Raw genomic sequence first — 16,768 nt, 5'->3', positions numbered from 1 at the left:
AGCCATTGTGCGTTGCTATGCGTTTCCCCGCTAGCAGCGGATCGGTAGCATGCTTGCCATTGAACAGCGGGTGAGGCCGGCATGATCGAGTGGTTGATGTATATCGTTCTGGGCGCGGCCCTGGGTACTGTGGGTGGTTTGTTCGGCATTGGTGGTGGCCTGATCGCGATTCCGGCGCTGGGTGTGCTGTTTGGCCTGGACCAGCAACTGGCCCAGGGTACGGCCCTGGTGATGGTGGTGCCCAACGTGATGCTGGCGCTGTGGCGTTATCACCAGCGCAACCGCATCGAGGCGCGCCATGCGGTGCCGCTGGCAGTCGCCGGTTTTGTCTTCGCCTGGCTCGGTTCGCTGTGGGCGGTGGGCGTGGATGCGCGGGCGATGCGTATCGGTTTCGTCGCGTTTCTCGTGGCCCTGGCGGCCTGGAACGTTATCCGGATGTTCATGCGCACCTCGCCGCCCTCCAGCGAGTTGCGTCATCCATGGCCTTGGCTGGGTGTCCTCGGCAGTTTCTCCGGGGTGATGGGTGGGCTGTTCGGCGTGGGCGGTGCGGTGGTCGCGACGCCGGTGCTGACCAGCGTGTTCGGTACCACCCAGGTGGTTGCCCAGGGGCTGTCCCTGGCCCTGGCCCTGCCGAGCACGGCGGTGACCCTGGCCACCTACGGTCTGCACCAGCATGTGCAGTGGTCGATGGGTATCCCGCTGGCGGTTGGTGGCCTGCTGAGCATCAGTTGGGGCGTGAAACTGGCTCATGCCATGCCGGAGAAGGTGCTGCGTTCGCTGTTCTGCGGTTTCCTGGTGGTCTGCGCGCTGATGCTGGCGTTCAAGATCTGACTCGCCGCCTCGGTTCGCCGGGGCTACTGTAGTGGGCTGGTGCACAAGGAGTCCGGCATGCCCACCTCGCAGTCCATTTCCCTTTCTCAGGCCCGGCGCCTGGCCCTGGCCGCCCAGGGCTTCTCCGCCACGCCGCCCGCTTCGGCGGGCAGCGCGCAACTGACGCGGATGCTGCGCCGTCTTGGCGTGGTGCAGATCGATTCGGTCAACGCCCTGGTTCGTTCCCATTACCTGCCGCTGTTTTCCCGCCTCGGCGATTACTCTGTCGAACTGCTCGACCAGCTTGCCTGGGGCCGCGGTCGGCAGCGCAAGTTGTTCGAGTACTGGGGGCATGAAGCCTCATTGCTGCCGCTGGAGCTGTATCCGCTGTTGCGTTGGCGCATGGACCGGGCCAGGCAGGGGCAGGGCATCTATCGACAGCTGGCCGAGTTCGGTCGCGAGCAGCAGGCGACCATCGCCCGGGTGCTTGCCGCCGTGACCGAGCAGGGCGCCCTGGGCGCCGGCAGCCTGTCGACCCGCGAAGAGCGCGCCGGCCCCTGGTGGGACTGGAGCGCGGAAAAGCACGCGCTGGAGTGGCTGTTTGCCGCCGGAGAAGTCACCGTGGCCGGGCGCCGTGGTTTCGAGCGCCTCTACGATCTGCCCGAGCGGGTCTTGCCCGGCGCGCTGCTGGCCCAGCCGGTTCCCGATGAGGCCGAGGCGCAGCGCGGTCTGCTGTTGCAGGCCGCCTCTGCCCTGGGTATCGCCACCGAAAAGGATCTGCGCGATTACTTCCGCCTGACCCCGGTCGATAGCCGTCAGCGCCTTGCCGAACTGGTCGAGGACGGTCGTTTGCAGCGCTGCCAGGTCCAGGGGTGGGCACAGCCGGCCTACTGCCTCGATACACCACGAATTCCACGCAATGTCGCCGCCAGCGCCTTGCTTTCACCCTTCGATTCGCTGGTCTGGGAGCGCGATCGTACCGAGCGTCTGTTCGACTTCCGCTACCGCCTGGAGATCTATACCCCGGCGCCCAAACGGGTGTACGGCTACTACGTGCTGCCATTCCTGCACCATGAGCGTATTGCCGCCCGGGTCGACCTGCGTGCCGAGCGGGCGCAGGGCCGTCTGGCCGTGCATGCCTTGCATGAAGAGGAAACGGGACTGGACGAGGCGGGAATCACAGCCTTGGCCGCCAGTCTTCTGCGACTGGCGACCTGGCTGGGTCTGGAGCGGGTACAGCTCAATTGCAACCGGGCCGGCACCCCGCGCTTGCGCGAGGCCCTGGCCCGGTTGGCCCTCAGCGGCGAACCTGCTTGAGGGTTTCGGCGATAAGGAACGCCAACTCCAGTGACTGATCGGCGTTCATCCGCGGGTCGCAATGAGTGTGGTAGCGATCGGACAGGGCGTCCTCGGTGATCGGCCGGGCGCCGCCGATGCATTCGGTGACGTTCTGTCCGGTCATCTCGATATGGATGCCGCCAGCATGGGTGCCCTCGGCCTGGTGGACCTGGAAGAACTGTTTCACCTCGCTGAGGATCTGCGCGAAGTCGCGGGTCTTGTAGCCGCTGCTGGCCTTGATCGTGTTGCCATGCATCGGGTCCGAGCTCCACAGCACCTGCCGTCCTTCGCGCTCGACGCTGCGGATCAGCCCCGGCAGATGGTCGCCGACCTTCTCCGCGCCCATGCGCACGATCAGGTTGAGACGGCCCGGATCGTTGGCCGGGTTGAGGATATCGATCAGGCGGATCAGCTCCTCGGTGTTCATGCTCGGGCCGACCTTGACCCCGATCGGGTTGTTCACCCCGCGCAGGAACTCGACATGGGCGCCGTCCAGCTGGCGGGTACGGTCGCCGATCCACAGCATGTGCGCCGAGCAGTCGAACCAGTCGCCGGTCAGGCTGTCCTGGCGGACGAAAGCTTGTTCGTAGTTGAGCAGCAGCGCTTCGTGGGCGGTGAAGAAACTGGTTTCGCGCACCTGGGCCGAACTGTCCATACCGCAGGCGCGCATGAAGGCCAGGGTTTCGTCGATACGATCGGCCAGCTGGCTGTATTTGTCCGACAGGGCGGAGTTGGCGATGAAGTCCAGGTTCCACTTGTGCACCTGGTGCAGGTCGGCGAAGCCGCCCTGGGCGAAGGCGCGCAGCAGGTTCAGGGTGGCGGTGGCCTGGTGGTAGGACTGCAGCAGGCGCTCCGGATCCGGCACGCGGCTTTTCTCGTCGAAACCGATACCGTTGACGATGTCGCCGCGGTAGGCCGGCAGAGTCACGCCATCGATGGTTTCATCGCCGGAGGAGCGCGGCTTGGCGAACTGCCCGGCCATGCGTCCGACCTTCACCACCGGGCAGCCGGCGGCGAAGGTCATGACAATGGCCATCTGCAGCAGGACCTTGAAGGTGTCGCGGATCTTCGCCGCAGAGAACTCGGCGAAGCTTTCCGCGCAGTCACCGCCCTGCAGGAGGAAGGCGCGGCCCTGGGTCACTTCGGCGAACTGCCGGCGCAGCTCGCGGGCTTCCCCGGCGAACACCAGCGGAGGATAGCCGGCCAGGGTCTGTTCGACCTTGAGCAGGTGCGCGGCATCGGGGTAGACGGGTTGTTGCTGGATCGGCAAGGCGCGCCAGCTATCGGGACTCCAGGGTTGGCTCATCACAGGCTCTGTCTTGTTATCGCAAATGGCGGAAAGGTCTGTGCGCCATGCTATCACCAGCCACACGCCTTGTTGCACTGCACGCATTGACGGACAATGCCGGCTTTTGCTTGGGCACCCAGGGTTGCCGGGAGACAGCATGACAGAGCGGGAAGAGCGGCTGCTGGCGCAGGTGCACGACCAGTTCGGCACCATCAGCGTCTACGAAGTCGAGGACTACCGCTTTCTCGAATTCGGCGAGGCCATCGAACAGAGCTGCGTGTTCACTGCCGATCCGAGCTGGCTGGAGTACGACTACACTCGCGCGATGCTGGTGGGGGCGCTGTGCCACGAGCAGCCTGAAAGCGCGCTGTTCCTCGGTCTTGGTGCCGGGACCCTGACCCAGGCCTGCCTGAAGTTCCTGCCGCTGGAGGACGTCGAGGCCATCGAGCTGCGCCCGGATGTTCCGCGCCTGGCCATCGAGTACCTCGGCCTGGACGACGATCCGCGGCTGTATATCCGCGTCGGTGATGCCCTGGAGCTGCTGCCGACCGCCGAGCCCGCCGACCTGATCTTCGTCGACCTCTATACCGATCACGGTCCGGGTGTCGGTCACCTGGCCTGGGGCTTCCTGGAAAACTGCCAGAAGCGCCTTAACCCCGGCGGCTGGCTGGTGATCAACCAATGGGCCGGCGACGATGGTCGGCCACTGGGCGCCGCACTGCTGCGCGGCTTGTACTCGCGGCATTACTGGGAACTGCCGGTGAAGGAGGGCAACGTGATCCTGCTGGTGCCCGCCGACCTCGACCAGACCCTCGACGAGGCTGGCCTGCGCGCCCGTGCCGAAGCCCTGGCACCGCGCCTGGGCTACTCGCTGCAATACCTGATCGAGGTGATCCGACCGGCGTCCTGAGTAAATCGTTTCAGCGAGCAAGTCCCCGTGTCTGGCATCCAGGGGGCCTTGGAGATCGGCAAGGCGTGTCGTTCCAAGGCTTGCGCCTGTCGTTTTCCGAAAAAAACCTCTCACCGAACGAACGAATTCAGGTATAGTGCGCGCCGGTCTTTTAACGGACCTCGTTTAAGGTAGTGCCCTCCGAAGTCAGCTTCGGCTGCGTGTCCGCATCGCGGACTCTTCTTTAGACGTTCTTTTTTATCTTCAATCGTTTTCGCAAATCCCCGCCGACAAAGCTGCCAGGGTGACCTTCGGGTCTTACAAGGCATGCGCAGCTTTGGAGCATGGGTCTTTGCGGATGCACTTAGAGGCAGACCCATGACCCAGGAAATTGGCGGCTTCGCCGCGCTCGATCTTCATCCAAGTATTGTTGCTGCCGTACTGGCTACCGGCTACGAAGAGCCGTCCGCCATTCAGCAACAATCCATCCCGATCATTCTCGCCGGTCATGACATGATCGGTCAGGCGCAGACCGGTACCGGCAAAACCGCCGCCTTCGCCCTGCCCATCCTGAACCGCATCGACCCGAGCAAGCGCGAGCCGCAAGCCCTGATCCTGGCGCCAACCCGTGAGTTGGCGCTGCAAGTCGCTACCGCATTCGAAACCTACGCCAAGCAGATGCCGGGCGTAACCGTGGTAGCTGTATACGGTGGTGCCCCGATGGGCCCACAACTGAAGGCCATCCGCAACGGCGCGCAAATCGTCGTGGCGACCCCTGGCCGTCTGTGCGACCACCTGCGTCGCGACGAAAAAGTCCTGGCCACCGTGAACCACCTGGTTCTCGACGAAGCCGACGAAATGCTCAAGCTGGGCTTCATGGATGACCTCGAAGTGATCTTCAAGGCCATGCCGGAAAGCCGTCAGACCGTGCTGTTCTCGGCTACCTTGCCTGCTTCGATCCGTGCCATCGCCGAGCGCCACCTGCGCGAGCCGAAGCACGTCAAGATCCAGAGCAAGACCCAGACCGTGACCGCCATCGAGCAGGCGCACCTGATGGTCCACGCCGACCAGAAGGTTTCCGCTGTCCTGCGTCTGCTGGAAGTGGAAGAGTTCGATGCCCTGATCGCCTTCGTTCGTACCAAGCAGGCTACCCTGGACCTGGCCAGTGCCCTGGAAGCCAAAGGCTACAAGGCTGCCGCGCTGAACGGCGACATCGCCCAGAACCAGCGTGAGCGCGTGATCGACTCGCTCAAGGACGGTCGCCTGGACATCGTCGTCGCTACCGACGTCGCTGCCCGTGGTCTGGACGTACCGCGCATCACCCACGTGTTCAACGTCGACATGCCGTACGACCCTGAGTCCTACGTCCACCGTATCGGCCGTACCGGCCGTGCTGGTCGCGAAGGTCGTGCACTGCTGCTGGTGACCCCGCGCGAACGCCGCATGCTGCAGGTGATCGAGCGCGTGACCGGGCAGAAGGTTGCCGAAGTTCGCCTGCCGAACGCCCAGGCCGTTCTCGATGCACGCATCAAGAAGCTGACCAATAGCCTGGCGCCGCTGGTTGCCGATGCCGAAGCGACCCATGGCGATCTGCTGGATCGCCTGACCGCCGACATCGGTTGCAGCCCGCGTGCCCTGGCCGCTGCGCTGCTGCGCAAGGCCACCAATGGTCAGGCCCTGACCCTGGAAGCTGTCGAGAAAGAGCAGCCGCTGGTTCCGACCTACACCCCGCGCGAGCGTACCGGTGGCGAGCGTTCCGAGCGCAGCGGTGAGCGCGAGCGTCGCGCGCCGATGCCGCTGGGCGAAGGTCGTGCCCGTTGCCGTACCGCGCTGGGTGCGCGTGACGGTATCGCAGCGAAGAACCTGCTGGGTGCCATCCTCAACGAAGGCGGCCTGGCCCGCGAAGCCATCGGCCGCATCCAGGTGCGCGACAGCTTCAGCCTGGTCGAGTTGCCGGAAGAGGGTCTGGACCGTCTGCTGGCCAAGCTCAAGGACACCCGCGTTGCCGGCAAGCAGCTGAAACTGCGCCGTTATCGCGAGGATTGATCCTCGAGTGAAATGAAAAATCCCCGACTGGTTCGGGGATTTTTTTTGCCTGTCCGGACGCCATCGCTGGCAAGCAGCTCCCACAGGTGCGGTGCATGCAGTGCCTGTGGAAGCTGGCATTGCCAGCAATGAGGCCCGTAAGAGCAACCAGACCATCAAGATTGATGTTGAGGCTGAAGGCCTCATCGCCGGCAACGCCGGCTCCCACGGGTTTCGGGCTGGCTGCATGACTCAGGCTCGACACAGAAACCTGTGGGAGCTGGCTTGCCAGCGATCAGGTTCTTGAGGGCAACACCTCAGTCGAACCTGTAGATATCCATGCCCAGCGCGCCGAGGGTAAAGCCCTGGTATTCGATCCCGAACCGCTCGCCCGCACCTCGTGCGAAGTACAACGGCAACAGGTGTTCGTCGCTGGGATGGTTGCGCACCGCGAAGGGTGCCTGGCGACGGTAGTCGAGCAGTGCTTCGCTATCGTCGGCCGCGAGCTTCTCGACCATCCAGTCGCGGAAGGCCAGGGCCCAGGGTGTCGAGCCATTACCAGTGGCGCGCCAGTCCAGTTCGCCGAGATTGTGGGTGATGCTGCCGGAGCCGATCAGCAGGATGCCTTCCGTCCGCAGTGCGGCGAGGGCAGCGCCTACCTGTTGCTGGAACGCCGGGCCGAGCAGACTGGGCAGGGAGACCTGGACCACGGGGATATCCGCCTGTGGATACATCAGTGACAGAGGCACCCAGGCGCCATGGTCGAATGGCCGCTTCGGGTCCAGCCCGGCGGGCATTCCGGCGGCGCTGAGCAATCCGGCGACACGCTCGGCGAGGGCCGGCTCGCCGGGCGCCGGATACTGCACGGCGAACAGCGCCGGCGGAAAGCCACCGAAGTCATGCCAGGTAGCCGGGCGCGGGGCGCTGGCGACCCACAGGTCATGGCTTTCCCAGTGCGCCGAGACCAGGACTATGGCTTTCGGCCGTGGCAGGCTCGCCGCCAGGCGGGCCAGGGCCGGGCCGCTTTCACCCGGTTCCAGGGCGAGCATGGGCGAACCGTGGGAGATGAACAGGCTGGGAAGCATCGTGAACGTCCTGAAGGTTATGATGGCCACCATCTTCAGGCAGATCATTGATCTAATTCCAATATAAGTTTTCGCAGTATTTGATCGAAATCTTCGAGGTTGGCATGCAGGCAGATTTTTGGCACAAGCGCTGGGAGCGCAATCAGATCGGTTTCCATCAGGACCAGGTCAATCCTTACCTGGCCCGGTATTGGCCAGGCCTGGGCATCGAGGCCGGCAGTCGGGTGCTGGTGCCCCTGTGCGGCAAGAGCCTCGACCTGGCCTGGCTGGCGGGGCAGGGACTGCGGGTGCTGGGTGTGGAGCTGTCGCAGCGGGCGGTCGAGGATTTCTTCGCCGAACAGCAGTTGCAGCCCGAGCGTTATGAGCACGGTGCCTTTACCTGTTATCGCAGCGAAGGCGTGGAGATCTGGTGCGGGGATTTCTTCCAGTTGACCGCCGGGGATGTGGCTGACTGCGCCGGCCTGTATGACCGCGCAGCGCTGATCGCCTTGCCGCCGGAGATGCGTCAGCGCTATGCCGCGCACCTGAATGTGATCTTGCCCAAGGGTTGTCGCGGTGTGCTGGTGACCATGGATTACGACCAGTCAAAGTTGGACGGGCCGCCGTTCTCGGTGGCGGATGACGAAGTCCAGGCCTTGTTCGCCGGACGCTGGCAAGTCAGCGAGGAGGCGGTGCAGGACATTCTTGGCGAGAGCTGGAAGTTTGTGCAGGCGGGTGTCGATCGCCTGGTTGAGCGAGCCTACACCCTCCGAAGCTGAGTTCGCTCCCAGGGATATCAGCCATGAAAAAGCCCGCCGAAGCGGGCTTTTTCGTAGCGATTGGCGCTTAGCCGCGGCGGCGCAGCGCTTCGATGCGGTCTTCCAGCGGCGGGTGGCTCATCAGCAGGCCAGCCAGGCCCTGCTTCAGGCCGCCATTGATGCCGAAAGCGCTCATGGTGCTGGGCATCTGTACCGGCACGCCCTGTTCCGAGCGCAGGCGCTGCAGCGCGCTGATCATCGCCCCGGTACCGGCCAGGCGGGCACCGGCGTCGTCGGCACGGAATTCGCGTTTGCGCGAGAACCACATGACGATGATGCTGGCCAGGATGCCCAGGATCAGCTCGGCGACGATGGTCGCGATGTAGTAGGCCATGCCCTGGCCTTCTTCGTTCTTGAAGATCACCTTGTCGACGAAGTTGCCGATGATCCGCGCGAAGAACATCACGAAGGTGTTCACCACGCCCTGGACCAGGGCCAGGGTCACCATGTCGCCGTTGGCCACGTGGCCGATCTCGTGGGCCAGTACCGCACGCACCTCATCGGGCGAGAAGCGCTCCAGCAGGCCCTGGCTGACAGCGACCAGCGCGTCGTTGCGGTTCCAGCCGGTGGCGAAGGCGTTGGCCTCGTAGGCGGGGAAGATGCCCACCTCAGGCATCTTGATGCCGGCTTCGCGGGACAGCTCCTCGACGGTCTGCAGCAGCCACTGCTCATGGCGGGTGCGTGGCTGGGTGATGATCTGGGTACCGGTGCTCATCTTCGCCATCCACTTGGAAATGAACAGCGAGATCAGCGAGCCGGCGAAACCGAACACGGCACAGAACATCAGCAGGGAGTCGAGTTTCAGGTCGGACCCGTTAGCCGCCATGATCCCGTTGAAGCCAAGCAGATTCAGGGTGATGCTGGCGACCAGCACTACCGCAAGGTTGGTGGCTACGAACAGCAAAATGCGCATCATGGTTGTTACGTTCTCCAGACGGATAGATATGTAGCGTATGCGGCTATATAAGGTGCGCGTCCTGGCGATTCAACCGATCGACTATTTCAAACTGTGTACGTGCCTGACAGACAGGTGCGTCAATCCAACCCGCGGCCCAGAGCCGCAGGTTGAAAATTCTGACGTGAGGAGTGTCGATACCTGCGTCTTTTCCTACACAGGTATGACTGTAGGTTACTGGCGGTAGGACTTCAGGAAATTTCCGATACGTCCGATGGCCTGCTCGAGATCGTCGACCCGTGGCAGGGTCACCACGCGGAAGTGGTCCGGGTTTGGCCAGTTGAAGGCAGTGCCCTGGACCACCAGCAGTTTTTCCGAGAGCAGCAGGTCAAGGACGAACTTCTCGTCGTTGAAGATCGGGCAGACCTTCGGATCGATCCGCGGGAAGGCATAGAGTGCGCCCATCGGCTTGACGCAGCTGACGCCGGGAATGTCGTTGAGCAGTTCCCAGGTACGGTTGCGCTGCTCCAGCAGGCGGCCAGGAGGCAGGACCAGGTCGTTGATGCTCTGGTACCCGCCAAGCGCGGTCTGGATCGCGTGCTGCGACGGCACGTTGGCGCACAGGCGCATGTTGGCCAGGATATCCAGGCCTTCGATGTAGCTCTGGGCGTGCTGTTTGGGGCCGGAGATGATCAGCCAGCCGGAGCGGAAGCCGGCGACCCGGTAGGACTTGGACAGGCCGTTGAAGGTCAGGCAGAGCAGGTCCGGGGCCAGCGAGGCGGTGCTGACGTGGACGGCTTCGTCGTAGAGGATCTTGTCGTAGATCTCGTCGGAGAACACCACCAGGTTGTGCTGGCGCGCCAACTCGAGCATGCCCAGCAGGACTTCGCGGGAATACACCGCACCGGTCGGGTTGTTCGGGTTGATGATCACCAGGGCCTTGGTGTTCGGGGTGATCTTGGCCTTGATGTCTTCCAGGTCGGGGAACCAGTCGGCGCCCTCGTCGCACAGGTAGTGCACCGGACGGCCGCCGGCCAGGCTTACCGCGGCGGTCCACAGCGGGTAGTCCGGTGCCGGGATCAGCACTTCGTCGCCGTTGTTGAGCAGGGCCTGCATCGACATCACGATCAGCTCGGAGACGCCGTTACCCAGGTAGATGTCTTCGATGCCGACACCTTCGATCTGCTTTTGCTGGCAGTACTGCATCACTGCCTTGCGCGCGCTGAACAGGCCCTTGGAGTCGCTGTAGCCCTGGGCGGTCGGCAGGTTGCGGATCACGTCCTGGAGAATTTCTTCCGGCGCTTCGAAACCAAAGGGCGCCGGGTTGCCGATGTTCAGCTTGAGGATGCGATGGCCTTCCTCTTCCAGACGCTTGGCGTGCTTGAGCACCGGGCCGCGAATGTCATAGCAGACATTGGCGAGCTTGTTCGATTTGCTGACCTGCATGATGTGATCCCGATAAGAAAAGATCGCCGCCTGGGCTTTGTACGGAAAATGCCTTCGTACTAACCCTACCGCGCCGTGAAAAGGTTTGAAATGCGGGTAATCCGGGTGCCAGACTGATGTCTGAATTGAGGCGCAATAATACGTCTCGCCCGTGCCGACGAAAAGAAGCAGCACGGGCTTTTTATTTGCCGAGGCCTGCCCATGGAAAAGATTGAGAAAACCCTTGAAGAATGGCGCGCGATGCTCGATCCCGCGCAGTACCAGGTGTGTCGCCTGAAAGGCACCGAGCGCCCGTTCAGCGGAAAGTACAACTCGACCAAGACCGATGGCATCTACCATTGCATCTGCTGCCAGGCGCCGCTGTTCGATTCCCGTGCCAAGTTCGATTCCGGCTGTGGCTGGCCGAGCTTCTACGAGCCGATCGAGGACAGCGCGATGATCGAGATCCGCGACACCTCCCACGGCATGATCCGTACCGAAGTCACCTGTTCGCGCTGCGATGCGCACTTGGGTCACGTTTTCCCCGACGGGCCGCCACCGACCGGCCTGCGTTATTGCATCAATTCCGTGTGTCTGGAACTCGAACCGCGCTGAACGGCGCTTTCTCGATAGCAAAAGGAGTGGCTCATGGCTTTGCTGGATATTCCCTGCACCACGATCAAGGGCGAGCAGAAGACCCTGGCGGACTTTCCGGCCAAGGCCGTACTGATCGTCAACACCGCCAGCCAGTGCGGCTTCACCCCTCAGTACAAGGGGCTCGAAGCGCTCTGGCAGACCTATCGCGAGCGTGGCCTGGTGGTCCTCGGCTTTCCCTGCAACCAGTTCGGCAAGCAGGAACCAGGCGATGAAACGGCGATTTCGCAGTTCTGCGAGCTGAATTTCGGGGTCAGTTTTCCGCTGTTCCGCAAGATCGACGTCAACGGTCCCGGGGCGCATCCGCTGTTCGTCGAGCTGAAAAAGCGCGCGCCCGGCCTGCTTGGTTCCCAGGGCATCAAGTGGAACTTCACCAAGTTCCTGCTGGATCCGACGACCGGAAAGGTCAGCCGCTACGCTCCGACCACCAAGCCGGATGCCCTCGGCGCGGACATCGAGGCATTGCTCAAGTGACCGGCGGTGGGGCCCAGTGGTCGATCAGGGCCTCCAGTTCTTCGCGACGAAACGGCTTGGCCAGGTAATCGTTCATACCCGCGGCGCGGCAGCGTTCTCGCTCCTCGGGCATGGCGTTGGCCGTCAGGGCGACGATTGGCAGGTTCGGCCAGCGTCCGCTCTGGCGGATGCGCCGACTGGCCTCATAGCCGTCCATCACCGGCATGTTGCAGTCCATCAGCACCAGATCGAAATGGCCTTCCTCCAGTTGCTCCAGCGCTTCGGCGCCATGGGCGGCGATAGCGACCTCGCAACCGAGCTTGGCCAGCATGCCTTTGGCAACCAGTTGATTGACCGGGTTGTCCTCCACCAGCAGGATGCGGCCGCGTTGGGTGCTGGCCGGTTTTGCCGTCTGCTGTACCGCAGTGCCTTCGTCGATCCGCATCAGTACCCGGCGCAACGCCTGGTACAGCGCGCCGCGGGCCAGCGGGCGGGCCTGTTGTTGCAGGGGAGCAAGGCTCGCTGCCTGTTCGCCGGGAAGGAAGTTGCCGTAGGCCGTGATCAGCAGGATCGGTGCCTTGCTCGCCGGACGCAGGGTCAGCACGCAGTCCAGGTCGTCGGTGATCAGCAGGTCGGGAGTCTTGTCACCGAGGCCGGCGAGACTGTCGAGGCGCTCGTAGTGCACGCCCCAGCGCGGCAGCAGGGTTTGCAGGAGTTCGGCCAGGCCGCTCTTGGCATTGCTGATGGCAACCACATGCCCGCGCAGCGGTTCGAGCGAGATCGCTGCGGTATGGCTGGGCAGTGGCAGTTCGGCGCTGAACTGGCTGCCAAAGCCCGTTTCCGAGCTGATGCTCAGGCGTCCCTGCATGGCTTCGCAGAGGTTGTTGGTCAGGGTCAGGCCCAGGCCGGTGCCGCCGTATTGCCGGGTAATTCCGGCAGCGGCCTGGGTAAAGGGCTGGAAGATCCGGGTCTGGGCTTCCGCGGCGATGCCGATGCCGGTGTCGCAGACATCGATGCGTACGCCGCCACCCTGGGCGCTCAGGCGTACATCGACGCGACCGAAGCGGGTGAACTTGAGGGCATTGGACAGCAGGTTGCTGACGATCTGCCGGACCCGGGTCGGGTCGCCGAGGACCTGCGAGGGAAATTTCGGATCGATCAGGCAGGTCAGTTCCACGTTCGGCGCGGTGTTCTGCGACAGCAGGTTGGCCGTGTCTTCAACCAGGGTGCCGAGGTCGAACGGGATGCGCTCCAGCTCCAGTTGGCCGGCATCGAACTTGGACAGGTCGAGGATATCGTTGAGCAGTTCCACCAGCACCTTGCCCGAGTCATGGGCGATCGACAGTTGCTGGCGCTGTTCGGTGTTCAGCGGGCTGTCCAGGGACAGCGCGATCATGCCCAGCAGACCGTTGAGCGGGGTGCGGATCTCGTGGCTCATGTTGGCCAGGAACGCGGCACGGGCCTGGGCCATGTCGAGGGCGCGGCGGCGGGCATCTTCCAGTTCCAGGTTGGACTGGCTGAGGCGGTTGTTGCTGGCCTTGAGCTCGTTGGTGCGCGCCGAAACGATGTTCTCAAGCTGGCTGAGGTAATCGGTCAGGCGATTTTCGGCATTGCGCCGTTGCTGGATCTCGGTGGCCATGGTCACGAACTGCTGGTTGGCGACTTTTACCAGGACGCCGATTTCGTCGTGTTCATGACCGACCGGGAAGGGCAGCTTGCCTTGCGCGCCGTCCTGCGGGTCGCGGTTGCTCAAGGCGCTGATCACCCGCACCAGCGGCTTGGTCAACATCATGTAGAACAGCGCCAGGAGGATGCCGGTCAGCACCAGGCTGCGCACGAAACCGTTGAGCAGGGTGACTTCGGCGCGCTTGAGGAAGCGGCTGCCGAAGGCAAAGGTGTCGACGTCGAGGTACAGGGTGCCCAGGTACTCGTCGGGCATGTGGCTGAGAAACAGGCGATTGCGGAATTCCCGGTTGTTGCCGAACAGGAAATCGCTGATGACCCGGTAGGCGCTTTCCTCGCGTGGACGTTGCATGTCGGCGAGGACGGTGTCGTTGTTGTCGATCAGGCGGGCGCGGACGATGGCGGGGGATTGCAGCAGGCCGAGGGTCAGTTCCTGGGCCAGTTCGGCGTCGATGTTGTAGGCGATGCGCGATGCGGTGTTGTGACTGATGTCCAGCAGGGCCTGCATCTCGCGGTTGATGGACGCGTCTTCGCTGGCATAATCGATCCCTATCTGGATGAGACTGAGCAAGGTTCCCAGGATGAAGCCGACGAGGACGGTCAGCCGGGCTTGCTTGTACGACAGGCGATTGGTGAACTTGATATCCATGGTCCCGAGCCAGTTCCACATTCCATGCGCTGCGCAAGCATAGCCGATCAACCCCGGCTACTGGCATGTACTGTCACACATTCAGTTCGCTCGTTATTGACTGGAACTGACCGAGGAATTTCCCGTGGACTCTCGTTTGAATGCTTTTCTCGATCGCGCCGAAAGCGTGCTGGCGCGTCTCGAACCCCTGTTGCCGATGCCCCGGCCGGATGTCGATTGGAGCACTTGCCTGGCGGCACGCTGGCAGCGTGACGGACGCAGCGGTTTTCTCCTGCCGCTGGAAGTGAGCCTGGACATTCGCTTGTCCGACCTGATCGGTGTCGATTTGCAGCGTGACCAGCTGGGGCGCAACACCCGCCAGTTCCTCGATGGCATGCCGGCCAACCACGCGCTGCTGTGGGGTTCGCGCGGGACCGGCAAGTCCTCGCTGGTTCGTGCGCTGCTGGCCGAGTACGCTGGCGCCGGCCTGCGTCTGATCGAGATCGAGCGCGATCATCTTGCCGACTTGCCGCGGGTGGTGGAGCAGCTGCAGAAGTTGCCGCAACGCTTCGTGCTGTTCTGCGACGATCTGTCGTTCGAAGCCGGGGAGGGCGATTACCGGGTACTGAAGAGCGTGCTCGACGGTTCTCTGGAGCAGGCGCCGGACAATGTGCTGCTGTACGCCACCTCGAACCGCCGTCACCTGGTACCGGAAAAACAGAGCGACAACGAGAACTGGAAGATGGTCGACGGCGAGCTGCATCCCAATGAGGCGGTGGAGGACAAGATCGCCTTGTCCGACCGCTTCGGCCTGTGGCTGTCGTTCTACCCGTTCAGCCAGGAGCATTTCCTCAATGTCGTCGAGCACTGGATCGGCCAGTTGGCCAAGGGGCCCGGCCTGGTCTGGGTGCGTGACGAAGAACTGGACAAGGCCGCGATTCGCTGGGCAACCGGCCGCGGTAACCGTAATGGCCGTTGTGCCTATCAGTTCGCCCGTTATTGGGTCGGACTCAAACTGCTGGAGCAACACAGATGATCGATTTGAATGCGGCGGGTGCCGGCCTGGGTGGTTATGCACTGCTGGCTGCACAACTGGAGGCCCTGCTCAGTGGCGAGCGGGATTTCATTGCCAACGCCGCGCAGTTTTCCGCCTTTCTTTATAGCCAGGTCGACGACCTGAACTGGGCGGGGTTCTACCTCAATCGCGATGGCGAACTGGTGCTGGGCCCGTTTCAGGGGCAGGTCGCCTGCGTGCGAATCCCCTTTGGTCGTGGTGTATGCGGGGCGGCAGCCGCTAGCCTGGAAACCCAGCGGGTCGAGGATGTGCATGCGTTCCCCGGGCATATCGCCTGCGACAGTGCATCCAACAGCGAACTGGTGATTCCGCTGGTCAAGGACGGTCGGCTGATTGGCGTGCTGGACCTGGACAGTCCGCGACTGGCGCGTTTTGCTGTCGAGGACCAGGCGGGGCTGGAGCGCCTGGCGGCGATTTTCCTGCAGGCGACCGATTGCTGATCGGCATGAATGAAAGAGGGGCCCTTGCGGCCCCTCTGTCTTTTTCTGGTCGTCTCAGTCGTAGATGACTTTCTTCTTCCAGTTCTCTTCTTCGTCGGTCTTCAAGCCCTCGGTCAGGGCGTTGACGTCGTCGGCGGTCGGCTCGATGGTGTCCAGAACCATGGCGTTGGCCCGGTTGAGCATTTTCTCCATGTACTCCAGTTGCTCGCGGTACTGCGCGGGCTCCGGCTGCTTGCGCAGATACTGGACGCCGCGCTCGAAGGCGAGGCGGGCGTGCCCTGGCTGGTTCTGCTGCAGGGCGGCCTGGCCAAGGTTGTTGAAGAACTCGATATGCAGCACTACCAGGATATGGCGGATTTCCTTGACCCAGTACTTGGCTTCGTTGGTGGCCAGGAAGCCTTCCTGGCAGGCGCGCACGACCTGACTGTGCAGTGCCTCCAGCAGGAAGCGGATGTCCTTGGCCTTGGCCTCGGTCTGGATTGGCGAGGGCGGGTTGGTCACCGGCAGCGATTCACCCTGGGCGATCAGCGTATCCAGCTCGCCGATGCGCGCGCGAATGGCGTCGCTGGTCTTGTCCAGGGCCAGTTGGCGCTGGTTGAGGTTGAGTTCGAGGCGGGTCAGCAGCAGCTTGAGCGGCGGGCTCATCAACTGGCCGGGGAAGGTTTCGGTGATTTCGCCTATGCGACGCAAGCGGTCGGCCAGCTCGACTTTGAGTCGTGCGCGCTCCAGCTTGTTGTTCTCGACTACATTGTTCAGGTAGCCGATCACGATCAGTAAGGCGATACCCGCCACTATAAGCAGGGTAATCATTAGTGGTGTCACCGTTCACGCCTCGTCAGTCAGGTATACCGATTGAGTGTAGTGGCTTCCCATTTGCCCGGATAGAGCAGTTTGGCAGAAGCCCGCAGGGGATTGATGGCAATTTGCCCTGGGTCACAGTCGGACAATTCTTTCCTCTGTATTTTCTGTGTCGGCAGTGCCGTTGGAAACAAGAGGGCGGGACTCTGGGTAGGTCTTAAAACGCCCCGAAGTCATTGATTTAAATAAATTTCTAATTGGGGGTTGACGATCCTCCGAAGCATCCCTAGAATGCGCGCCACTTGCAGCGTAAAGCACACAGCGAAACGCGGCAGGGAGTGAAAAGTTGTAGCGTGTCCCCTTCGTCTAGTGGCCTAGGACACCGCCCTTTCACGGCGGTAACAGGGGTTCGAGTCCCCTAGGGGACGCCAATGCGGGAATAGCTCAGTTGGTAGAGCACGACCTTGCCAAGGTCGGGGTCGCGA

15 protein-coding genes and 1 tRNA gene are annotated in these 16,768 nt (G+C 62.9%); 10 read left to right on the top strand and 6 right to left on the bottom strand.

The annotated features are described in order from the left end of the window. Window positions 1-81: 81 nt before the first annotated feature. Complete coding sequence (locus ACODSK_RS08920; RefSeq protein ID WP_489015437.1) at window positions 82-831, top strand: sulfite exporter TauE/SafE family protein; 750 nt, start codon at window positions 82-84, stop codon at window positions 829-831. 57 nt (window positions 832-888) lie between these two features. Next, the gene (locus tag ACODSK_RS08915; protein ID WP_489015436.1) at window positions 889-2,127 is read left to right on the top strand and encodes a winged helix-turn-helix domain-containing protein; all 1,239 of its coding nucleotides are present in this window, start codon (window positions 889-891) and stop codon (window positions 2,125-2,127) included. Here the strand turns inward: ACODSK_RS08915 and ACODSK_RS08910 are convergent. After that, window positions 2,108-3,454, bottom strand: a complete 1,347-nt coding sequence (locus ACODSK_RS08910; RefSeq protein ID WP_489015435.1) for a class II 3-deoxy-7-phosphoheptulonate synthase — start codon at window positions 3,452-3,454, stop codon at window positions 2,108-2,110. The genes ACODSK_RS08915 and ACODSK_RS08910 overlap by 20 nt on opposite strands. Window positions 3,455-3,593: 139 nt before the next feature. Here ACODSK_RS08910 and ACODSK_RS08905 point away from each other — a divergent pair, with 139 nt between their 5' ends. Then, window positions 3,594-4,346 carry a spermidine synthase gene (locus ACODSK_RS08905; protein ID WP_489015434.1) on the top strand — a complete coding sequence of 251 codons (753 nt, stop codon included), beginning with the start codon at window positions 3,594-3,596 and terminating at the stop codon, window positions 4,344-4,346. Between the two features lie 357 nt (window positions 4,347-4,703). Continuing rightward, window positions 4,704-6,371, top strand: a complete 1,668-nt coding sequence (locus tag ACODSK_RS08900) for a DEAD/DEAH box helicase (protein WP_489015433.1) — start codon at window positions 4,704-4,706, stop codon at window positions 6,369-6,371. 296 nt (window positions 6,372-6,667) lie between these two features. Here ACODSK_RS08900 and ACODSK_RS08895 read toward each other — a convergent pair whose 3' ends face one another. Then, window positions 6,668-7,435 (bottom strand): DODA-type extradiol aromatic ring-opening family dioxygenase, encoded by a 768-nt coding sequence (locus tag ACODSK_RS08895; RefSeq protein WP_489015431.1) that lies wholly within the window; start codon window positions 7,433-7,435, stop codon window positions 6,668-6,670. A gap of 104 nt (window positions 7,436-7,539) precedes the next feature. On the opposite strand from ACODSK_RS08895, the gene ACODSK_RS08890 reads away from it, so the two are divergent. Beyond that, window positions 7,540-8,193, top strand: a complete 654-nt coding sequence (locus ACODSK_RS08890) for a thiopurine S-methyltransferase (RefSeq protein WP_489015430.1) — start codon at window positions 7,540-7,542, stop codon at window positions 8,191-8,193. A gap of 67 nt (window positions 8,194-8,260) precedes the next feature. Here the strand turns inward: ACODSK_RS08890 and htpX are convergent, their stop codons facing one another. Both htpX and ACODSK_RS08880 read right to left on the bottom strand, forming a co-directional pair. Then, the gene (gene htpX, locus ACODSK_RS08885; protein ID WP_489015429.1) at window positions 8,261-9,148 is read right to left on the bottom strand and encodes a protease HtpX; all 888 of its coding nucleotides are present in this window, start codon (window positions 9,146-9,148) and stop codon (window positions 8,261-8,263) included. Between the two features lie 213 nt (window positions 9,149-9,361). Further along, window positions 9,362-10,573, bottom strand: coding sequence for a pyridoxal phosphate-dependent aminotransferase (locus ACODSK_RS08880; RefSeq protein ID WP_489015428.1), 1,212 nt, complete (start codon window positions 10,571-10,573; stop codon window positions 9,362-9,364). Window positions 10,574-10,774: 201 nt separating this feature from the next. Here ACODSK_RS08880 and msrB point away from each other — a divergent pair, with 201 nt between their 5' ends. Beyond that, a complete protein-coding gene (gene msrB / locus ACODSK_RS08875; RefSeq protein ID WP_489015427.1) occupies window positions 10,775-11,167 on the top strand; it encodes a peptide-methionine (R)-S-oxide reductase MsrB in 393 nt (130 codons plus the stop codon). A 33-nt stretch (window positions 11,168-11,200) separates the two neighbouring features. Beyond that, window positions 11,201-11,680: a glutathione peroxidase gene (locus ACODSK_RS08870; protein WP_489015426.1), complete on the top strand. Its 480-nt coding sequence runs from the start codon at window positions 11,201-11,203 to the stop codon at window positions 11,678-11,680. Here ACODSK_RS08870 and ACODSK_RS08865 read toward each other — a convergent pair. Beyond that, complete coding sequence (locus ACODSK_RS08865) at window positions 11,673-13,991, bottom strand: hybrid sensor histidine kinase/response regulator (RefSeq protein ID WP_489015425.1); 2,319 nt, start codon at window positions 13,989-13,991, stop codon at window positions 11,673-11,675. The genes ACODSK_RS08870 and ACODSK_RS08865 overlap by 8 nt on opposite strands. 124 nt (window positions 13,992-14,115) lie before the next feature. Here ACODSK_RS08865 and ACODSK_RS08860 point away from each other — a divergent pair, with 124 nt between their 5' ends. Both ACODSK_RS08860 and ACODSK_RS08855 read left to right on the top strand, forming a co-directional pair. Beyond that, entirely contained in the window at window positions 14,116-15,006 is an 891-nt protein-coding gene (locus tag ACODSK_RS08860; protein WP_489015424.1) for an ATP-binding protein, read from the top strand. Continuing rightward, window positions 15,003-15,485 carry a GAF domain-containing protein gene (locus ACODSK_RS08855; protein ID WP_489015423.1) on the top strand — a complete coding sequence of 161 codons (483 nt, stop codon included), beginning with the start codon at window positions 15,003-15,005 and terminating at the stop codon, window positions 15,483-15,485. The genes ACODSK_RS08860 and ACODSK_RS08855 overlap by 4 nt, the downstream gene beginning before the upstream one ends. Window positions 15,486-15,539: 54 nt before the next feature. Here ACODSK_RS08855 and ACODSK_RS08850 read toward each other — a convergent pair whose 3' ends face one another. Further along, window positions 15,540-16,307 (bottom strand): hypothetical protein, encoded by a 768-nt coding sequence (locus tag ACODSK_RS08850; RefSeq protein ID WP_489015421.1) that lies wholly within the window; start codon window positions 16,305-16,307, stop codon window positions 15,540-15,542. A gap of 331 nt (window positions 16,308-16,638) precedes the next feature. On the opposite strand from ACODSK_RS08850, the gene ACODSK_RS08845 reads away from it, so the two are divergent. Continuing rightward, window positions 16,639-16,714: transfer RNA gene (locus ACODSK_RS08845), tRNA-Glu, on the top strand. Window positions 16,715-16,768 lie beyond the last annotated feature (54 nt).

This window comes from Pseudomonas sp. FG98, from assembly GCF_057808595.1.
This window is presented reverse-complemented; position numbering and strand designations above follow the sequence as displayed.